The sequence below is a fragment of the Geothrix sp. 21YS21S-2 genome, from assembly GCF_030846775.1.
Taxonomy (GTDB): Bacteria; Acidobacteriota; Holophagae; order Holophagales; family Holophagaceae; genus Mesoterricola.
In genome coordinates this window covers 3,904,818-3,923,045 of sequence record NZ_CP132910.1, presented here as the reverse complement: position 1 = coordinate 3,923,045, position 18,228 = coordinate 3,904,818, and the positions used below count along the sequence as shown (strand labels likewise).

General features: G+C 57.1%; 18 protein-coding genes. 12 read left to right on the top strand and 6 right to left on the bottom strand.

All coding sequences use genetic code 11. The annotated features are described in order from the left end of the window. Nucleotides 1–37 precede the first annotated feature (37 nt). Together RAH40_RS17340 and RAH40_RS17335 are read left to right on the top strand one after the other, a co-directional pair. Nucleotides 38–646 (top strand): DNA-binding protein, encoded by a 609-nt coding sequence (locus RAH40_RS17340; RefSeq protein WP_306598846.1) that lies wholly within the window; start codon nucleotides 38–40, stop codon nucleotides 644–646. Between the two features lie 81 nt (nucleotides 647–727). After that, nucleotides 728–1,186 carry a transposase gene (locus RAH40_RS17335; RefSeq protein WP_306598845.1) on the top strand — a complete coding sequence of 153 codons (459 nt, stop codon included), beginning with the start codon at nucleotides 728–730 and terminating at the stop codon, nucleotides 1,184–1,186. A gap of 376 nt (nucleotides 1,187–1,562) precedes the next feature. On the opposite strand, the gene RAH40_RS17330 is transcribed toward RAH40_RS17335, so the two are convergent. From RAH40_RS17330 to RAH40_RS17320, 3 genes are all read right to left on the bottom strand, one after another. Then, entirely contained in the window at nucleotides 1,563–3,101 is a 1,539-nt protein-coding gene (locus RAH40_RS17330; protein ID WP_306598844.1) for a hypothetical protein, read from the bottom strand. A gap of 477 nt (nucleotides 3,102–3,578) precedes the next feature. After that, nucleotides 3,579–4,307 carry a hypothetical protein gene (locus RAH40_RS17325; protein WP_306598843.1) on the bottom strand — a complete coding sequence of 243 codons (729 nt, stop codon included), beginning with the start codon at nucleotides 4,305–4,307 and terminating at the stop codon, nucleotides 3,579–3,581. Next, nucleotides 4,300–5,490: an AAA family ATPase gene (locus tag RAH40_RS17320; RefSeq protein ID WP_306598842.1), complete on the bottom strand. Its 1,191-nt coding sequence runs from the start codon at nucleotides 5,488–5,490 to the stop codon at nucleotides 4,300–4,302. Before RAH40_RS17320 ends, RAH40_RS17325 begins: the two co-directional genes overlap by 8 nt. A gap of 429 nt (nucleotides 5,491–5,919) precedes the next feature. On the opposite strand from RAH40_RS17320, the gene RAH40_RS17315 reads away from it, so the two are divergent. After that, complete coding sequence (locus RAH40_RS17315) at nucleotides 5,920–6,147, top strand: hypothetical protein (RefSeq protein ID WP_306598841.1); 228 nt, start codon at nucleotides 5,920–5,922, stop codon at nucleotides 6,145–6,147. A gap of 14 nt (nucleotides 6,148–6,161) precedes the next feature. Then, on the top strand, nucleotides 6,162–6,716 hold the full coding sequence (locus RAH40_RS17310) for a recombinase family protein (protein ID WP_306598840.1): 555 nt from the start codon (nucleotides 6,162–6,164) through the stop codon (nucleotides 6,714–6,716). A gap of 661 nt (nucleotides 6,717–7,377) precedes the next feature. On the opposite strand, the gene RAH40_RS17305 is transcribed toward RAH40_RS17310, so the two are convergent. Beyond that, nucleotides 7,378–7,710 carry a hypothetical protein gene (locus RAH40_RS17305; protein ID WP_306598839.1) on the bottom strand — a complete coding sequence of 111 codons (333 nt, stop codon included), beginning with the start codon at nucleotides 7,708–7,710 and terminating at the stop codon, nucleotides 7,378–7,380. Between the two features lie 858 nt (nucleotides 7,711–8,568). Here RAH40_RS17305 and RAH40_RS17300 point away from each other — a divergent pair. From RAH40_RS17300 to RAH40_RS17290, 3 genes are all read left to right on the top strand, one after another. Beyond that, entirely contained in the window at nucleotides 8,569–8,931 is a 363-nt protein-coding gene (locus RAH40_RS17300; RefSeq protein WP_306598838.1) for a hypothetical protein, read from the top strand. Continuing rightward, nucleotides 8,928–10,004 carry a relaxase/mobilization nuclease domain-containing protein gene (locus RAH40_RS17295; RefSeq protein WP_306598837.1) on the top strand — a complete coding sequence of 359 codons (1,077 nt, stop codon included), beginning with the start codon at nucleotides 8,928–8,930 and terminating at the stop codon, nucleotides 10,002–10,004. Before RAH40_RS17300 ends, RAH40_RS17295 begins: the two co-directional genes overlap by 4 nt. Before the next feature lie 319 nt (nucleotides 10,005–10,323). Continuing rightward, entirely contained in the window at nucleotides 10,324–10,995 is a 672-nt protein-coding gene (locus RAH40_RS17290) for a hypothetical protein (RefSeq protein WP_306598836.1), read from the top strand. Between the two features lie 27 nt (nucleotides 10,996–11,022). Here the strand turns inward: RAH40_RS17290 and RAH40_RS23070 are convergent, their stop codons facing one another. Further along, the gene (locus RAH40_RS23070; protein WP_373432582.1) at nucleotides 11,023–11,733 is read right to left on the bottom strand and encodes a helix-turn-helix domain-containing protein; all 711 of its coding nucleotides are present in this window, start codon (nucleotides 11,731–11,733) and stop codon (nucleotides 11,023–11,025) included. 155 nt (nucleotides 11,734–11,888) lie between these two features. Between RAH40_RS23070 and RAH40_RS17280 the strand changes: the two genes are divergently transcribed. The 3 genes from RAH40_RS17280 (at nucleotide 11,889) to RAH40_RS17270 (ending at nucleotide 14,849) form a co-directional block, all read left to right on the top strand. Continuing rightward, nucleotides 11,889–12,632 carry a hypothetical protein gene (locus RAH40_RS17280; protein WP_306598834.1) on the top strand — a complete coding sequence of 248 codons (744 nt, stop codon included), beginning with the start codon at nucleotides 11,889–11,891 and terminating at the stop codon, nucleotides 12,630–12,632. 207 nt (nucleotides 12,633–12,839) lie between these two features. Then, nucleotides 12,840–13,277, top strand: coding sequence for a hypothetical protein (locus tag RAH40_RS17275; RefSeq protein ID WP_306598833.1), 438 nt, complete (start codon nucleotides 12,840–12,842; stop codon nucleotides 13,275–13,277). Between the two features lie 402 nt (nucleotides 13,278–13,679). Continuing rightward, nucleotides 13,680–14,849 carry a DNA cytosine methyltransferase gene (locus RAH40_RS17270; RefSeq protein ID WP_306598832.1) on the top strand — a complete coding sequence of 390 codons (1,170 nt, stop codon included), beginning with the start codon at nucleotides 13,680–13,682 and terminating at the stop codon, nucleotides 14,847–14,849. A 10-nt stretch (nucleotides 14,850–14,859) separates the two neighbouring features. Here RAH40_RS17270 and RAH40_RS17265 read toward each other — a convergent pair whose 3' ends face one another. Beyond that, nucleotides 14,860–15,693, bottom strand: coding sequence for an Eco29kI family restriction endonuclease (locus tag RAH40_RS17265; RefSeq protein WP_306598831.1), 834 nt, complete (start codon nucleotides 15,691–15,693; stop codon nucleotides 14,860–14,862). 81 nt (nucleotides 15,694–15,774) lie between these two features. Here RAH40_RS17265 and RAH40_RS23065 point away from each other — a divergent pair, with 81 nt between their 5' ends. Beyond that, nucleotides 15,775–16,233 carry a very short patch repair endonuclease gene (locus RAH40_RS23065; protein ID WP_373432581.1) on the top strand — a complete coding sequence of 153 codons (459 nt, stop codon included), beginning with the start codon at nucleotides 15,775–15,777 and terminating at the stop codon, nucleotides 16,231–16,233. A 68-nt stretch (nucleotides 16,234–16,301) separates the two neighbouring features. Continuing rightward, nucleotides 16,302–18,164, top strand: a complete 1,863-nt coding sequence (locus RAH40_RS17260; RefSeq protein WP_306598830.1) for a DUF262 domain-containing protein — start codon at nucleotides 16,302–16,304, stop codon at nucleotides 18,162–18,164. Nucleotides 18,165–18,228 lie beyond the last annotated feature (64 nt).

Genomic DNA, 18,228 nt, shown 5'->3' with positions numbered 1-18,228 from the left:
AACTAATTACATTCCAATACATTTTAAGGAGAAAGCCATGAGTAGTTCCCGCATCACCAAAGAGCAGGTCGTAGCCGCCGCTGAAGCCCTTGTTGCCGAGGGCAAAAACCCCACCAGCAAAGCAGTGCGGGGTAAGCTGGAGGGTGGCTCCTACTCGGACATCTGCCCTGCCCTCAAGGAATGGCGGACGGAGAGCGCCGAGGCCAACCAGACCAGCAGGATTCCCTTGCCAGAAGCGGTGCTGGGGCAATTAACCAATCTGGGCACGAACGTCTGGACCGCTGCCCTGGCCACAGCGGAAGCCAACCTCGCTCCCCAACGCGAGGCCCTGGCGAAGGAGAAGACCGAGGCCGAAACTAACTTGGCGGACTTCAGGGTCGCCATCGAGGAACTGGAGGCAAGCGTCGAGGCCCTGGAGACTCGGGCCGCAGATGCTCTGTTTGCCCAAGCGAAGGCCGAGGCCGCACGCGAGGATTCCCTTGCGAAGCTCCGTGAAGCCGACAAGCAGATTGGCATTCTCCAGGGCCAGAGCGATGCCTACCTCAAAGAGATCGTAAAGTTGGAGGCCGTTCACCGGGAGCAGGCCGCCAAGATCGAAGCCCTCAAGGGCGAAGTGGTGGCCGTCAAGGCCGCCGGGAAGCCCTGACCGTTGTGAAAGCACCACAGGCAGATCGAGGTGCATTGCGGTCCAGCACCAAAGAACTGCAGGGCTCTCTATAGTCGGCATATGTCTGCTCTTCAGAACCGGGCCACCGAGTCCGGGGTCCGAGCCTTCGGGCGTTCAGGGAGTGCCCACCATGCTCATTCTGAGACGGCCCACGACTTCTCCCTTCGGTCCGATACCCAGCGCAAGTACCCGAACTCCACGGCCTTGCAAGGCGAGGCTGCGGAGGACGTCCTGTTCTACATGGGTTTCCCGAAGGCACACGGCCGGAAGATTTATTCGACCAACCTACTGGAGCGAGAGAACCGGGAGCTGCGGCGCCTCTCCGATGTGGTGGGTATCTTTCCGAATCGGGCCGCTGTCCTTCGGCTCTTGGACACCCTCGCTCGCGGATCAGCATGCGTAGCGGATCTCCGCACCGCTCCCTTCGTTGAAAGCGAGACCCTGATGCCTTTGGGGCGAGGTCGCGACCCACCAGGCCAGGGCGGTGCGCAGGCATGGAAAGGCTGCTGGATTGCCTGACGGATTTCGCTCCGCGAAACGGGCTTTCAGCCCGCCCTTCGGGTCCACAATCAACGCCCCTGCGGGGCGCCCTTCGGGTCCACAACCTTCCCACACCTGCGGGCTTCGCCTGGAAAACGCTGGCGCGTTTTCCACACCGCCCCGGCCAAAGGTCTATCATCAGCAACATTTCCTTGAAATATGATCATGCGGGATCGGCTGCACTTCGCTGGCCGCTCTTGCTACACCACTTGACGGTACTTGGGCATTCTTGGGCTGCAAACGGGCTCGCAATCCATTATGGGGTATAAACGGCGTATAGACCACTGTGGCGTTTGCGATCAAACTGGGGGTCTCGCCGCCAGGATTCGCGTGTGCAGGTGCTCTCAAGGGTTGGCTAGCAATTCTTAAACCAATTAAAAATATTCCATGCTGGAGTTGGAGATATGGCTGCCTCAACCTGAGGTTCGCTTGCAAGTGTCTTCAAATTTTCTGAAAATTCTTTATTATGCGGAATAGCCAGCAAGAACGCTACACCCTGGTCAATTCCCGTTAGATCAAAATAGAACTCGGCCACAGTGCTTCCCGAACAGCACGCCACAGCTTTCCCCAAAAATCTGGGGAGAGAAGTGGTTAAAACCTTGACCTTAATCTCCGGGCTTATTGCCGAAGAGGATACAATCGCTGCCTTTACATCATTACCGGTGGAAAGCCTTATGTCCCAGTTAAGCCTTGCTGCCAATGACGGCAATAATCCTATGCCCCTAAAGCCTTCAATCCAACGATCGAGCTGAGTAATTTCGTTGTGAACTTTACGCATTGGAATTCTAATTTTATGATAAACGGGAACAAGCATAATTTGTGGAACAGCACGAATAAAACCTTTTGAATTATTTGGATTTTTCCAAGTAGTAGCGAGAGAGTATTCCTCTGGGTCGTTCGCATTCCTCTTCGTTACAACATTCTTACCGTCTAGCTCCATTCTCGCAAATGGGCCCAAACCATCGTCATGGGCATAGATTCGATTAATCCGATTAGATTCATCCAGCATCCCGGTAGGTCCCATCGGCACAGCCGGTGAAGTACGCACCCCGAACCCAGTAATAGCTACCGCATGCCCGCCCAAGGACACGGGCGCTGGAGGTTCGGTATCCCACAGCTCCACAGCAAGCAGGATTGGTATCCCCGCAGACAGATACGAATAGATTGCACTTCTTATCGTAATCTCATCAGATGAAGCAAACACATGGGGCTCAAGCCCAACACTCCTGATTGCTTGACCCATCTCCGGCACTGTGAGCCCAGAAGACGGAAAGGTTCTTGCTGCAGTTTGCCTGATTGAGGCCGCAGCCTTAGTTATTTCAAATGGAGATGGGAGTGAGTGCTGGAATTTACGACTGGTTGCATGGAAAGCCGACCAAAGAGCAGTTGTTGCGCAAGCTCCAGCAACTGAATCTTGTTCCTGAAATGCCAAACTTTCGACTTTAAGCTCAATCCCACAAAGGTGAGCGACATAGGTCCTGTTTATTGGATAAAAGCGTTCTCCATTCCCATCGAATGTTTTCAGACAGGTGCGCCCGACCACAGAGAGAGGTAGCGGCTTAACAACTATGAAACCCAAAAAGGAGTCTTGAAGGTCTTGGATAGTTATCTCAGAGGCCTCTGCACGAAGGATATTAAAAAAATCTTCTTCAGTAAATGGTTTCGAAAAGAAATGTATCCTCTTGCAGAATCTTGGATAGGACGAAAAACATCTTACATAATAAGAAGAATAATCTTCCAAATAATCTCTATCGACATATTCCTGTTCTACGACCATGGTTGCAGGTTGAATTGTGGAAAAATAGCTGTCCAAATATTCGACCTGCTGCTTGGTCTCAATCGCACTGCTTGCCGAGCCACTTGATTCCCTCAACACCTTCTTGAAGGCGGTCATATCGAAGGCGAGAACGTCCGTTCCGGAAGTCATCGAACTTGAGAAGTTCAGTATGTGACTAGCTGGAGCATGGCCTTTGGATCAATGCGCTGGACCTTCTCCAGGCGAGCCGCCTCATCGGTGACCTCCCGCAGGGTCGCGCTCAGGACTTCTTTCCCTTTCTCAGAGGACGCCCACTCGCGAATTCGAACCGCGAGAGCTACTCCTTGCGAGGTCTTCGACTTGGCCTGGTGCCTTGTTGAAGTCATTGACTTCTCCGTTGGGGAAGAACCATCAGTACCAACATGATGGCTTCTCATGGAAATTTTTGCTGTGAATTCTTAGGGATGATGCCCCATTTCGAATTCGACTGCAAAGGGAAAGCCTACCACCCAATTCAATTTTGGCCACCTTCCTGTTCTCCAGGGAAATCCAACCCGGATTGCCGAAGCTATCAATAACCACCGTTTTTGAGAATAGCCCAATTTGCCCTTATCGTTAAACGGATACACTGCCAATGGCGGCCAGGAATTCATCTTGAAACCGACTCGCCTCGGAAAGGCGGGCTACTACGGATTGCCACCCGGCTTGTATCCCTGGATTTCGAGCTTCATAATCTGAAAAATTTTTGGAAAAGCGCACCTTGATAGGTTGTTGACCGAGCCGATTCTCTGGCTTTGGGTGACATTCCCAACCTTTTCTTGTCATCTCTCGATCAGTCGGGAAGAAAATAGCCATTACCCAAGCCTCAGTGCTTTTTGATGGTGTACAAAGGATGGTTCGAGGAGGAGGTGAAGTCTCTCCTAGCCAAGATAACAATACTCTGCGCAATTCATTCGTCGTTGCGCTTGGCGGTGGGCACGGCTGCTCGCAAGGCAGCAAGTCGGCCAATTCCACAATGGGTGCTTTAGGGGAGTTCGCAGGATCCTCGCCAGCGACATCAGCATCTAGATGAATAAGGAGTAAATCGTAACCGATAAAAAGAGGATCGCTTTTGAAATCTCCCTCGCTACGTTGAACTGCTTGAAGGCACCACTTATAAACGCCCTTCCATCCTCCACCCAGTTGACCAGCATCCCCTCCACCGGTAAATGCGACGCTTTCTTCTGGCTGGAGCAATTTTAGATCGAATGATTGGTTGCCAAGCATTGCCCTAATTGCCGCATCCAGGAAAACATAGTCCGTAATTCCTTCGGCAACTAAAGCGATTCGGATAGTTCTAGACATTCGGCATACCGCCAATTAATTTATTCATCCAAAGGCGAGATAATGTCCAGCCTTTAGACGCCATCGATAATATCTTGTCATTGATGATTACGCGATTTATAATGGTTTTACCTTTATTGTCACGATCAACTGTAAATAATCGAATGCGGTCATCTTGTAACGGTAAACCATCTAAAACAGCCGGGTTGTGGCTCGTCATTAATAGTTGACGATCATCTGCGCTATTCAAAATCCAGCTGGAAAAATGTTTCATGAGGCTCGCGGCCAAGCCTGGGTTCAGACCATGATCTGCATTATCAATTGCAAAGAATGAAGGCGCTTTTGAGTGCGTGGCAAGTATAGCGAGAAATAGAATATAAAGTGCACCTTCACTTGCGTCATACCCTGATAGCACGTTTCTATTTAATTGCATGTATTTGTCTGCAAATCGAATCACTGTTGGTGAAGAACTTGCTGCCGAAGATAGAGAAAGATGGGATGCTGGCGACCAACCAAAGCTCTTCGCCCAGCCAATAAGCTTAAGTGCTTCTTGGCACACGTTTTTAGCCTGATTACCGTCTGTCCGAGCAGCGAGGAGTTCTCGAACGGCTTCGGGCAACCGTCCACCAGATAATCCCAGTGGAAGTCTGGGTTGGGTTTCCGGCGCAACTCCTCTAAGAACTGGCGTCGTCGGTGAATAAATGACATAATTTTGGAGAAGGCGCAATAATGCTAAGGCAGGATCATCCTCCTTAAGCTCAACCGCTTTCAACGCAACAAGACCGTTTTCTGTATTGGGATTGTTTCGCATGTTGGGCCCCCGGCTTGCGAGCCGTTCAGAGCCTTGTTCTAATAACTCTGTTTTGAATTTCCACGCGGGTTTTGGATCTGTGAGTGGGTTATTTAATGAAACGTCATAATGTGCCAAATCCGACCAAGCACTAAAGTAAATATGTGAGGGCTGGCGTCGATCAGTTGTTGGAAAAGAGCTTTTGTAGAGTTGTGGAACTCCAGGGCGCACGCCACGCTGTAGCAATGTCTGATCTGTCACCTTACCATCGGCTGCTGCCGATAAAACGCCTATGGCTTCCAGTAGATTGCTCTTCCCGGAACCATTGGCACCGACAAAGACATTGAGTGCGCCAAGTTCAACCTTGACATTTTCGAGCGATTTGAACGATTCGACTATTATTGTTTTTATCATAGGCTTGGTATCGAGATCTTTCGGGAGTTAGGAAAATCAGGCCCTGGAGGACGACAAGGAGGAATGGAGTGATCACCAAGCAAATAATGACCTGAAGGTACCTCATGAATTGGTATGAGTTGCAGCGAATGGACAGACACAATCAGAATTGTACTCTTTTTTGGACTGTCAAGCCGGGACATTTATGCCGCTTGGCATGAGCATCGTACACCTACCGACCATCGATCCTCGCTGAACTCCTCTTCCGAAATGTGGGTGATCAGGTAACTGTCAAGAGGACCGTTTTTGAGAATGCATCGCATCGCTTTGGCTCCCACCATAAAATCTAGCCGGTTGCTTTCTCGAAAACCTATCTTGAAATTAAATTCTCAGAACCTATCCTGATAATGGGTTTTGAGAACGGCCAAAGCCCCCAGGAGGGAGAAGTCCATGCGCGACACAATCCGCTATATCGTCGAGTCGAATAGGGACGAATTCGATAGTTCCTCCGTCGAGGAGCGCCGGGAACTTCTGGATGTTGCGTTCCATGCCTGCGGGGCCACCGTGGAGCATGATATCCCTGGGCCGCTCTGTGCCAGGATTACGATGCCCAAGGAGGGGGAGCGCCAAGCCATCGTCGAGTATGGTGGCGATATGGTGCGGGTCCTGACTGTGTAACACGAGGTGGCTAAATGTTCATCGGCTACGCTCGGGTCTCCACCGAGGAACAAAACCTCGACCTCCAGGTCTCCGCGCTGAAGCTGGCAGGGGCCGAAAGGATCTTCACCGACAAACTATCCGGCACCCGCACGGATAGGCCTGGTCTCCAGGAGGCCCTGTCCCATTTGCGGGCCGGGGATTCGCTCCTGGTATGGAAGCTTGACAGGCTTGGCCGCGGAGTGAAGGGCCTGGTTGACCTAGTTGGGGACCTCGAAAAGCGCAGGGTGGGCTTCAGGAGCCTTACGGATGCCATAGACACGTCCACCCCGGCGGGGCGGTTCTTCTTCCACGTCATGGCCTCGCTGGCACAGATGGAACGGGAACTCATCCGGGAACGCACGAGTGCGGGGCTTGCCGCAGCCAAGGCTCAGGGCAGGATAGGGGGGCGCCCGCGTCGGTTGACCAACGGCAAGTTGGAGGCCGCCAAGCGGCTCCTGGCGGGTGGGACGCCACGCAAAGATGTGGCCACATCCCTGGGTGTCTCGGTTCCGACCCTGTACCGCTGGATTCCTGCTTCAGAGCGCTGAACGAACAACAATTCGTGTTCGCAGCTTGAGGCGAATTGCGCAATCGCCACCCGATCCGATTGCTGGAAGAGCTCCTTCAGGAAAGCCGCGAGGCTTGCGACTTTCAGCCTAGGCAATCAAGTGCGATTGGAAGCAGGAAACACTGGGTACACCGGCTCCCCGGTCCGGGGGTCCGAGCCTACAGGCACACCCACCCGGCTTCTCCCTGCGCCTGAGTTGGCGGCCAACCGCGTGCGGCGGGCCCCAACGGCCATCCCAGACACCCCCCGCTACGCTCGCCGACCGGGGTGCCCCAGGCCGGGAGGCAAGCGTGAGGCTCGCGGCCGGCACTGCCCTTCGGTTCTCCCCCCTACCCGGCCCGCCTTCGTTCGCCCCTGATGAGTCGGGCACGGATCGTGGTTTCGAGGGTTTGGCATGCGAGCCCTCAAATGCAGTTGTCCAGGGCCTCAGTTGCCGCCTGGAAACGAACAACGTCCTCCGGTGTACGAAGGTTCAGGTCTGGGTCATCGACATCCATGGGGTTGTGGGTCAAGTAGCCCTTATCGCACCTCCAGGGAGCGATAAAGGCCGGTGCAAACTTGTGCCGCCCCGGCCCTGGATAAGAGGAAATTATTCTACCCCAAACAAAGAACCGGAATCGATCCAGATCATCCCGTAAATTTCACACAATCGACTCGGCAAGGATCGGCGCAAGAGGAAATAGATAACCCCGCCAAGCGATGAAATTCAAAACGGCAATACTATGCCAATCGATAGCTTTCGCGAAGGCCTGGCTCGGATTGCCACGGAAGCCATTCATAACGCTGAATGCCAAGCCTCTTGGAGGTGGCAATACGGCTTCTTCATGACCGACTAGCACAGCACTGGGAAGGCACTCCAAATAGCACAGAATAATGCCGAGGTGCAGGCCCACCACGCCGCCATGAACCACCGGATTGCAGAGCGTGCAAATAACCACAAGTTGGTGCGGATACGGAGACAAGAACAGGTCCACCAGATTGTTGGCTTCGAACGCAAATGGAGCAGTCCCGTGAAGGCAATGCCTCGAAGGGTATCTGGATGAGGAAATGGCAGAACGGCCGGAGGCCAAGTGGCCCTTCGTTAATTGTGATGACGAACCGCAACTTGCCCATCCTTGGCGTCGGACCTGGAGGGAACAAGGAACCACTTCTGTGGCCATACCCCATTTCTGCCACCTCGAAGGAGGAGAGTTGTTTGGTCGGGTCTCCGCCCGAGTTCTGGTCAAGCGCCGCCCAGTGTTGGAGGACGCCTGCAGGGTCATTTAGGCAACCGCATGGAGGCCCGGAAGGGGTGTTTACCTCCGACCAGAGGAACTTGTCTGGACGGATAGAACGGGAAGACCGATCCTAATTAGGCAGGCCGGAAGGACCGTAACAGGTGGTGCTGGCGGAAGCGCCTACGTCTGCAGCCGAAGCAAGCAAGAGGGCCACTCCGAACCGGGTGGCCCTCCCTGTCTTTGCACGCCTGCTTTGGCTTGCAATGCTCACCCCAGGGGTCCGGGGGGCGGGCCCCCCGGGCTGTGCTTTCTACAACTTTCCGAGTGACATAATTAACCACATGAGATAGCACCAATTCGAGCTAGTTTAACGCTGCAGCCACCCACAAATGACAGGTCGCGTATGAAGAGCTGCCCTTGACAGCGCATACAGCCGAACTCAAAGTGACTTTGGCGGGATCAAATAAACTGACCGCAAGGTATCGCCGCCGCCTACACCACCGCCTACGGCGTTGTCGTAGGTCGTCGTCTGCCGCCCGGGATCGCGTTGCTCTCCCGCTGGCGGCCCCTTGCCAGGACTCCCGTCCTGGACCTGTTTGTCACGCCGGAGGTACCTTGCCCACCCAGTCTGTTGTTCCCGTGTTAACACGCGTTGCCAGCGTGCGTTTTTCCGAGGACGAGTATGTCCGGTTGCAGGCGGCAGCCGATGACCGTGGCGTTTCCGTTTCGCAGATCATCCGCGCCGCCGCTGTAGACCGCGACCTTCCAGCGCCTTTGCCTCCGGCCATGGACTTGGCGATGGTCACGGAATTGCGCAGAGCTGGTGTGTTGCTGAATCAATCGGTGCGAATCCTCGCCGCCTGGAAACGGTCCGCGCCGGAGGACAAGAAAGACGCGTGGGAACGGTGGCGCTTAGCAACGATTGACCTTCGCGCCCAATTGGATAAATGGGTGGCGAATTTGGTGCAGCAGAAATGATCATCGAAATCATCCACCGCCGCGACGCGAATGATGCGCTCGAATACGGAGCGCACGTTGGCAAACACGCGACACCGGATGGACCCGCCGAAGAAATCGATGGATCTCTGCTACCGGGAGCACGGCTCGAGGACTATTACTCCGAGTTCGAGCGGGTTCATGCGTTGCGTCCCGAGATCAAGCGGAACGTGATTCACATCATCGTCAGTTTCGCACCGGAGGATGGCAGACGAGACCAAGTGGAGCTATCTGAAATAACGCGGAAGGTGCTTGGCAAGCTCGGGTACGGCGATTGCCCGTTCCGGGAAACGGAGCACACGGATAAACAATTTCAACACCTGCATTGTGTCACCAGCATCGTGAACTATTCGGGCGAGCGCATTGACCGGACCGGGGACAGAAACAAGGCTCAGCGCATCGCCCGGGCGATTGAGCGCGAACATGGACTTTGGAGGGCACCATCCGTGAAGGGTGGCCCGGTGCTGCCGCCGCTACCAATCCCAGGCACGATTTCAGTGCTGCAAAAACCTGCCGCGCCGATGCTGCTCTGGGAAAGCCGGGTGAAGCACATGGCGGACCAAGTAATCCGTCCGGGGATCACCCTCCCCCAGTTCCACGACGAGCTGCTGGCACTAGGAGTGTCCTTGGAGCCCAAATGGACCCAGGACCGCACCAAAATCACTGGCCTGGGCTACCGCTTCGAGGGAAGGCAAAAAAACGCTTCCCAGATCGACCGTGGTCTTTCCTTGAACGGCCTGAAAAATGCGGGGGTTTCTTACGATCCGGTCCGGGACGTCCCGATCCTGACCAAGCCAGGAACGGCCACCCCGAAATATCTTCCTTTGCCCCTAACGTTACCGCTCCTGGCCGCTCCCACAATTCGAACCGCCGCTGCTCTGCCCAAACTCCCGCCGCCGCCGCGGCTCAATCCCGAGGTTCATCATGTCCGGCCCCAAGTCGTTTCCACCCGCAAGCCCTTCCTCCAAACCGCCTGGGAATTTGCCACCCGCCTCTGGGACGCCATCCGCCGCCCAGGTCCCATCCAACCCAAGCCTCGCCTCTCCAATCGCTAGTACGGCACAGGGCGAAACGAAGAAAAGGCCCTATGGGCATGCCCAGGCGGCTCCAGGAGCCTTGGAAGCCCCCACTTCCATGCTGGTGCCCCCGGAGGGAACTGCGGCCTTCTCCCTTGCGTCTGGCTGGGCTGGAATCGGCGCCGGAGTGAGCACGCAGCCTCTCCCCCTGGGCCTCCCCGGAGCGCTCGATGCGAGCCGGTGGCCGGGGCTGGGGGATGCCTTCGATTGGTGTAAACAGGTAGTTGCTGCCCGTCCGCCCCGGCCCGCCCTTGGGGAGCGGTACCTTTTCTTGCGGGATCTCGGTGAGCTTCCGTCCATGCCGTCCGAGCTTCAATTCCGGGTGGTGGACGCTCAGAAGATTGAGGCGCTGCTGGCCCGCTACTACCCAGGCGGGGTGCTTGGTGAGGGCGGCAGCATGGCCCCCCGGATTACCCCGGACGGCACCGTAATTTGGGCGGGAACCCGGCTGGATCCGCGTGATGATAATCCGAATGGCCCGGCTAACGCCAGCCAACGCCGACTCCACGACCGGGAACGGTTCACCTCGGCTGTCAGGGCGCACCGCCCCATCATCGCGGCGGTGGCGCGATACCTGGGCCGGGATGAGGAGAACCCCAATCCCACCGTGCGTGGCAGGACGTGGCTCTGCGCTTGGCCAGTTGTCCGAGCAACGCCAGGTGAAGGCACCGCGATGCGCCAGGAGTATGGGCTGGTCGTCGCGCCGCCCGGCGTGCTGTTGTATTCCGGGGCGGAACTGCTCCTGACCACAGCCCGAGACCTGGGAGCGGAAGACCGAGACCTTTTCGGATGCCGGCTGGAAACCTCTGCCCTGCTGTTGAACGAGAAACAGCGGGAGGCGTGGGGACCATCCCTGCACTCAATCGGCCGGGTGTATTGGATGACCGTACCGGAGCCACCCGCAAAACCCAAGAAGCCCCGGAAACCTCGGCCTGAGCCTCCTGAACCCGGCGCGCTGACCGATGCATAGCCGTTATTGATCGAAAAACGGGCATCCTTAAGGACGCCGAAGGATCCAAATAACACGACCCAGCACTGTTTCACGCCATTCCCGCCCAGCGCGCCCCAGACGCATCGGCACCTTGTCTTTTCCATCGCAGGCTACAACCAAATCTCCAGTCGTAGGCTCCACGGCAAGGCGTCGCACCGATGGTGGCTGATCTTGGTTGGTCCGCACCAAGTAGAGGGCGTGGTCGCTAACAATTTCACGCTGCCCCAAGGAAGTGTCTACAAGCGCGTGTGCTTCTTCGCCTAGCGTGTCTCGCATCAAAGGATCTGAAATCCGAATCCAAACCCGGTTTCCCTCAATAGATGAATCGCTCGAGGGTGCGATAGGAGTTACCAAGCTTGGCGGAAGACCTATAGCCTCCGTACCGGGAGCTGGAGGTACCCATGCACCAGATGGCTCAAGAGATGTTTCCAAGGGGGCGATTGGTATGACGACCAGTCCCGGGAAGGTGTCTCTGATCGACCTCAAATCCTTTTCCAGCCACATGGACCCAGTTCCGTCCATCAGCCATTTCGCCGAGACGCCGAAAGCAGCTTCCATTCCCAAGCAAGCAGAGAGGGGTAAGGCGGTCCTTCCCGTATCCCAGTTGGTGACGGTTCCCTTCGACCGCCCCAAGGCCTTTGCCAAGGCAACCCCGGTCAACCCAAGAGCAAGGCGAAAGGTCTTCAGACGTTCACTTGCTGAACCGACAGCAGCCATGTTCAAAAATTAAACCAAACCCCTTGCCAAGTCCATTCCCAGGAGTTATCTTTTTCGTGGTTCAATTTTTGAACCATACAAAATCAAGGTTCAATAATTGAACCAATCAGATAAGGGGTTTGGATATGGGACTTTCAGGAACTGAACTGGCCGCGATGATCGACCTGAATCCACGGGCGGCTTTGCTGACGGGGCAATTGGAGGAGCAGTCCAAGATGAGTGGCTCCCTGTCCGGGTTCACTCCCCACTTTGCCTCGCAGGGCTGCCCGATCCTTCAATTTGACGCGAATGGGAATCCCCAGCGGCTTGCCGGGGGCGGCGTGGAGATCGAGGTGAGGGTCAGGGAGGTTGATTCGCCCTTTTACCAGATCGCTGGCCGGTTCAACTCAGGCTTTTCCTTCATGCAACTCATGTTTGGGAGCAAGTTCTCCTCCCCTTCGACCGTCCAGTGCAAGTTCCTGAAGGAGGCTGGAGCCACGTGGGCTGCTCTTGCCCGTGCCCACCAGGTTGTACACGTGGTGGCCGTGCCCATCCTGACTCCCGCTGGGGGGTACTCGACCGGGAGGTTCTACCCCTTGGCAATCTTCGACAAGGAGGGCTTTACGCTCTGGCTCAACCCTGAAGCGCTTGATGGGTGGATGGAAGGCGTGCCCTTTCCCGAAACCCAGAAGATCCGGTCACTCAATGAAAAGCCCGGCCCCAATGCTGTGGACGGCAAGGAAACCGCCTGGTACTACGCCCTCAAGGGAGCCTTGGAGGATGAGTTCCACGGTGAAGAACTCCAGGAGAAGATCCTGACCATCAGGGCCAAGACCTTGCTCAGGGAAGGACGGGCCGCCACTCTCCATGAAGGTCGCCTCATGGCGCTGGAATCCATGGAGGTGTTCGAACTGGGTTGACAATGCGAGCCCCCCAAAGGAGGCTTGCCTCGAAATATCTTTGCTACCACGAGTGAACAGCGCGGCCAAAAATACTCCGGTGGCCCAAGGCTGGGCCGCCGGAGCCGAAGTGGAGTCACCTAAATGACCTGTCCCATGCCACCTCCCCCTGGAAGCCCTGAGGCCCGGGCACTCGGTTGTAAATGCCCCATCCTGGACAACGCTGACATGACCGGCACGGACCACCAGACGATCTCCAGCACCTGCCGTATCCACTGGCCCCTGGTGAGGCATCTCTCCGTGCATTCGTCCTCACATGGAACCGAACGTGATCCAGAGGACGACGGAAGTTATGGGCTTCTGATGGCAGAGCTTGCGCTGGCCGCCTTTGCCGCCCAGGAACCCAAGGGACCACGACAAGCCCTCGGCTGGCAGGTGGAGGTCGTGGATCTACTGCCCTCATGGATGTGGGGAGGAGGATGGGCCGACGGCCCGTTCACCCACCATTCCGGAGCCCGCCTGTATTTGGACTACATTCTCGGCGAGCGGGTCTACTACCAAGGCGACCAGCGCAAAGGGATTCTCGGCTGGTTCCGGCAAGAGCATTTGGACAAAATACGACGCCTTGCAGGGCCGCAGCAACCTGAGGAGGACTTGAAACACTGACTACATAACTTCATACTGGTCATTGACCAAATGGAGGTCAGTGGGATGGCAAGGATTCCCGATGGGCGTGAAATGCTGCAATGCACAATCGATTCGGAGACGATGTCGATCTTGCGGGTAAAGGCTGCGATGGAACGGATCACGGTCGGGAACCTCGTCGACCGCCTTGTCAAACAGGCATTCAGCCGGTGCAAGATCATGGAAGAGTGGACCAAGGAAACAGGGAACCCTTCGGCAACTGAACCGCCTGAGCCCAAAGCCAAGCATCGGAGTGGTTCGGACGTTCCAGCGCACCAGACGGACGGGGGCGGGCATGGGAGAAGGTGAATCGCCTAAGGGCAGGCGTTGGTCCGGCACCTTCTTGGGGAGTAGAATGAATCAACCGCGACGATGGGGAGTGCTGTGAGAGCGATCGAACTTTTCGCCGGTGCCGGTGGCTTGGCCATCGGAACCGCTAAGGCCGGATTTCACCACGAAGCGGTGCTGGAATGGAACCCGGATGCCTGTGAGACCATCCGTGAGAACAAGCGCCGCAAGGTAGAACTGGTGCGTGATTGGGAGGTCGTTGAATGCGATGTCCGCAAATACGACTACTCGCTCCTTGGTGAAGGCATCGACCTCGTAGCCGGGGGCCCCCCGTGCCAGCCGTTCTCCCTTGGCGGTAAGCATCGCGGGCACGAGGATGAGCGGGACATGTTTCCAGAGGCGGTCCGGGCGGTCCGAGAACTGAAGCCGAAGGGCTTCATGGTGGAGAACGTGAAAGGATTGCTGCGTCAGTCGTTCGCCAGCTACTTCGGGTACATCATCCTCCAACTCACTCACCCGGAGATAGTCAAGCGGGAGGGCGAGGAATGGCCCGACCACCTGAAGAGACTGGAGCGCCATCACACCGGGAAGGGCCGGAGGTCGGGGTTGAACTACCAAGTGGTGTTCCGCCTCTTGAACGCCGCGGATTACGGCGTTCCGCAACGTCGTGAACGGGTTGTTATCGTCGGGTTTCGCGAGGATCAGTTCCCGGCCTGGTCATTCCCGAGCCCGACCCATAACGAGGAGAGGCTCATCTGGGACCAGTGGGTCACGGGCGAGTATTGGGAACGACACGAGGTCGCCAAAAGGCGCCGTCCCAAGTGTCCCGAGGCCATCAAAGCGCGATTGGACCGTTTGAGGGGCGAGGGCTGTCCATCAGGGGAGGCCTGGAAGACTGTCCGCGACGCAATTGCCGACCTTCCAGACCCCACTCGCGGGAACGGCGGGGAGACCTTCCACAACCACCTGTTCAACCCCGGGGCACGCTCTTATCCAGGGCACACGGGCAGCCCTTGGGACGCTCCGGCGAAAACCTTGAAGGCCGGAGGGCACGGCGTCCCCGGCGGCGAGAACATGCTCCTCGGAGCGGACGGGGGGGTGCGCTACTTTACTGTCCGGGAGAGCGCCAGGCTTCAGACCTTCCCGGACGAGTATGTCTTCCGCGGGGCGTGGGGCGAAGTGATGCGGCAACTCGGGAACGCAGTCCCGGTTAACCTCGCCCTCGCGGTGGCCTCAAGCGTGAAGGCGCACTTGATGTCGGCCTGAGGGGCCCTGCTCAAGCCCGGAGAGCGGCGAAAAAACGTTCGACTCCTTCCTCGATGGTCCAGAGGGGCGGGTGTTCCTGCAGGTGTTTCGCGATCCGGGCCCGGATCGACACCTCCGAGTGTTGGTCCCCCTGGTCCCCATTGGCCGCCCAAGTCCGGCCTGGATGAAGGGTATCCCATGGAGAACGTTTGTTGGCGCGGGTCGTGCTAGCGTCCCCGTGCTTGCCCAGGCCATAGCAGATCCCAGTCTCACTGTTCCAAACCGGCTCGTATAGCCGGATGAGGAAGGTTTCAGCGGATCCCTGCCAGCCGCTGACGACGACCAGGTGGCGGCATTCGAAGTCCTCCAAGTTCAGATTGGAGGCCCTGCCGATGTTCCTGGCGTGCTCCCCAAGGCGGTCGGCGAGCTTGGTGCCCTGGAGGATCGGCGAGTCCGCTTTGGGGTCCTTCGGGTCGGCCTTGCCGACGTAGATCGGGTGCTCTGCCCCTTTGAGCGGATTGTAGGCGTCAAAATCCCCGCGATAATAGATGGCATAGACGCCGGACCCATAGAACCTACCGACCTTTCCGAGGGGAACCCTTGGTTGAGCCAGCAGGGCAAGCCCGATCATCGGCCCCATGATCGCCGGATCGGAAGGATTGAAAATCGTCGATGGTAGGCGGACCGGGTCCCATGCGCGGGCAAGTTCGGACAGCCGCTCAATCGTCCGCGACACGTTTCGGCGGACCTTCGACAACTGATCCGCAGTGAGTTCGCTTTCCGAGGTCGGAATTGGGAGTAGGAGGGCCTCAAGGCCCTCGGCCCAGTCAACCAGAGGAATAGAACCCGTTTTTAATTTGTTCATGTTTTAAACATACCACCAGCCCGCGCCCCAGCGACCGATATCCTCTTGCGCGCCACAAGAGGGGGATCGATCCTCAATCCTATGGTTAGGACGGGAGGAAGACCCAAGCCGGGGGAGGACGGGTTCCGGAGTTGGGTGATGTCACGGGTCCGTTCGCAGGACACCCGCCCCGAACTTACCGTCCGACGGTTGCTCCACGCGATGGGGTACCGCTATCGTTTGCGCCTGCGGACCTTGCCAGGCTCGCCCGACTTAGCGTTCACGGGGCGGAGGAAGGTTGTCTGGGTCCACGGGTGTTTCTGGCACGGGCACACGTGTCCCAATGGGACCAGGCTACCCAGGACAAACGTCGCATTCTGGGAGGAGAAGCGACGTCGGAACCAGGAAAGGGATCTCCTGGCCGAGCGAAACCTCGTGGCCTTGGGGTGGGAGTTCATGGTCGTCTGGGAGTGCGAACTTAAACAACCGGAGGCTGTTGGCCACCGACTGGTAGAATTCCTCGGCCCCCCTTCAGCCAGGCTCCCGGGGGGGCCTGTGTAGCTGTGGGCTTTCCCGACCGGTGGTATCTTCGGTGTACCCAGTTCCTCGACGAGTCGGAGGTCAAGCCAATGGCCAAATTTGCCGCCAAGGGTCCGCGCGTTCATCTCGACCACTTCATCCGCCGGCAGAGCCTGCGGTATCAGGCGTTGGTTGCGGAGGACTCTCCCATCGACCCATTCGACGGCCGACCAGATCCGAGCATCCGGTTCGACGACATAAAGGAAGGTTGGTTCACGAGCTTGCGCAAACCGGACTTCCAGCGTGCGACCTGCGCTTGGGATACCGAGGATTGCGTGAAGTTCCTCGATTCGGTCGTCCATAGACGGATCATCCCGTCGATCATCCTCTGGAGAAGCAAAGAAACCGGGCAGGTGTACGTCCTCGATGGGGCACACCGGTTGTCTGTTCTGCGGGCCTGGATGGTCGACGACTGGGGGGACAGGGCGGCTAACGACTTCTACGCACACTGTGAGAACTACGAGGAGATCATCACGACGGCCCAGACGACCCGGCGCTGCGTCGGCGAGAGGATCGGCCATTTCCAGGAATTCTGCGCGGCGTTGAAGGAATGGGACGAGGTCGCCGACCGCGGAGGCGCGCCCAAAGTGGATCTGCCAGAAACCCTAGCGGCAAGAGCCCAATTTCTGCGGGCGATGACCAGGGCTAACCGTACCCTTCACGCCCAATGGGAGGAAGGGGATTACGCGGCTGCGGAGGCCTCATTCCTGGACATCAACCGGCAGGGGGCTCCTCTCGATCCCACCGAACAGTTGTTGATTGAATACCGCAAGGGGGGCATTTGCCGCACGATCATGTCGATCGCCAACGACGGTGCGGCAGGGCACTACTGGCCGATGCCGGCGCCTTCGTTGAACCTGGCCGGCGAGGCGTCGTCAAAACTTAGCAAATTCTCCAAACGGTGCGGAGACATCAGCAAGGCGCTTTTCATCCCACCCTTCGATGCCAAGATCGTCGACATCAACGTTCCGTTGGTCGTGACCTCCGCCGATTCACGCAGACATCAGAATCTCATCGAGATCGTGCCATTGCTTTCAGAGCGGCATCCCGTCGACGAGGAAAAGTACGTCCAAATGATGGAAAGGAGCATTACCGACGACGTTGGTGAGCTCATCGCAGAGACGGATTCCCTGTTGACACGAATCGAAACGTCGATCTCGCATTTTACCGATCGTAGCCACGGATCGACGACACTCTCCGTGGCTCCATTGATTTATTGGTATAACAAGAAGGGCGGCTATGTCCGTGGCCTTTTCTATGGCTGGTGTTACTGGTTGTTGCGCGGTGACGAGGACCAGATCAGGGAGCGAAAGATTGCCTTCTCATCCGTGCGGGGGCGGCTTGAAAGGATCCTAATCGATTACAAAGACCCGTTCGCCCAGATCCAGCACAATGCCGGGGCCGGGTTCAAATCGGCCATTCCCATCTCAGACACGATCGAGAAACTGGTGGAGATGCTGCTGGCGAAGGCGGCCGATTCTGACGACCAAGTGGACGCCGAGGCCATCCGGATTCTCGGTGGCCCTGGTAAAGGCGCCGAGAACGGATCCGGGAAGAGCCGCGCCTTCAGCCGGGGAATTAGGTCGGAAATCAACGTCCGGGCGCTGCTGGGATCCGCTATCCGTTGCGAAATTTGTGATGGGGTGGTCGACCTGAAACAGGGCGTCCAGTACGACCACAAGCATGAATACGCATCAGGCGGATTGAGTTTGCCTTCGAACGGACGGCCGACGCATCCGTTCTGTAACCTCTTCCGCGCACGCATCGAGAAGATCCGGCGTGGCGAATCCAACATCGCGCTTCCGACGATCGCGGTCCCTGCGGAACCGGTCCACCCTAAGCCGCCCGCACAAGACCGATTGGTCAGCCTGTTCGACGCCTTCCCGGAGGAGATGGCGAAGATTACCACCTGATTTGAGCAGACATGGACCCCAGGCTCCAACGTTCCCGCTTGGCCTTGACAATACTTGTACGCAA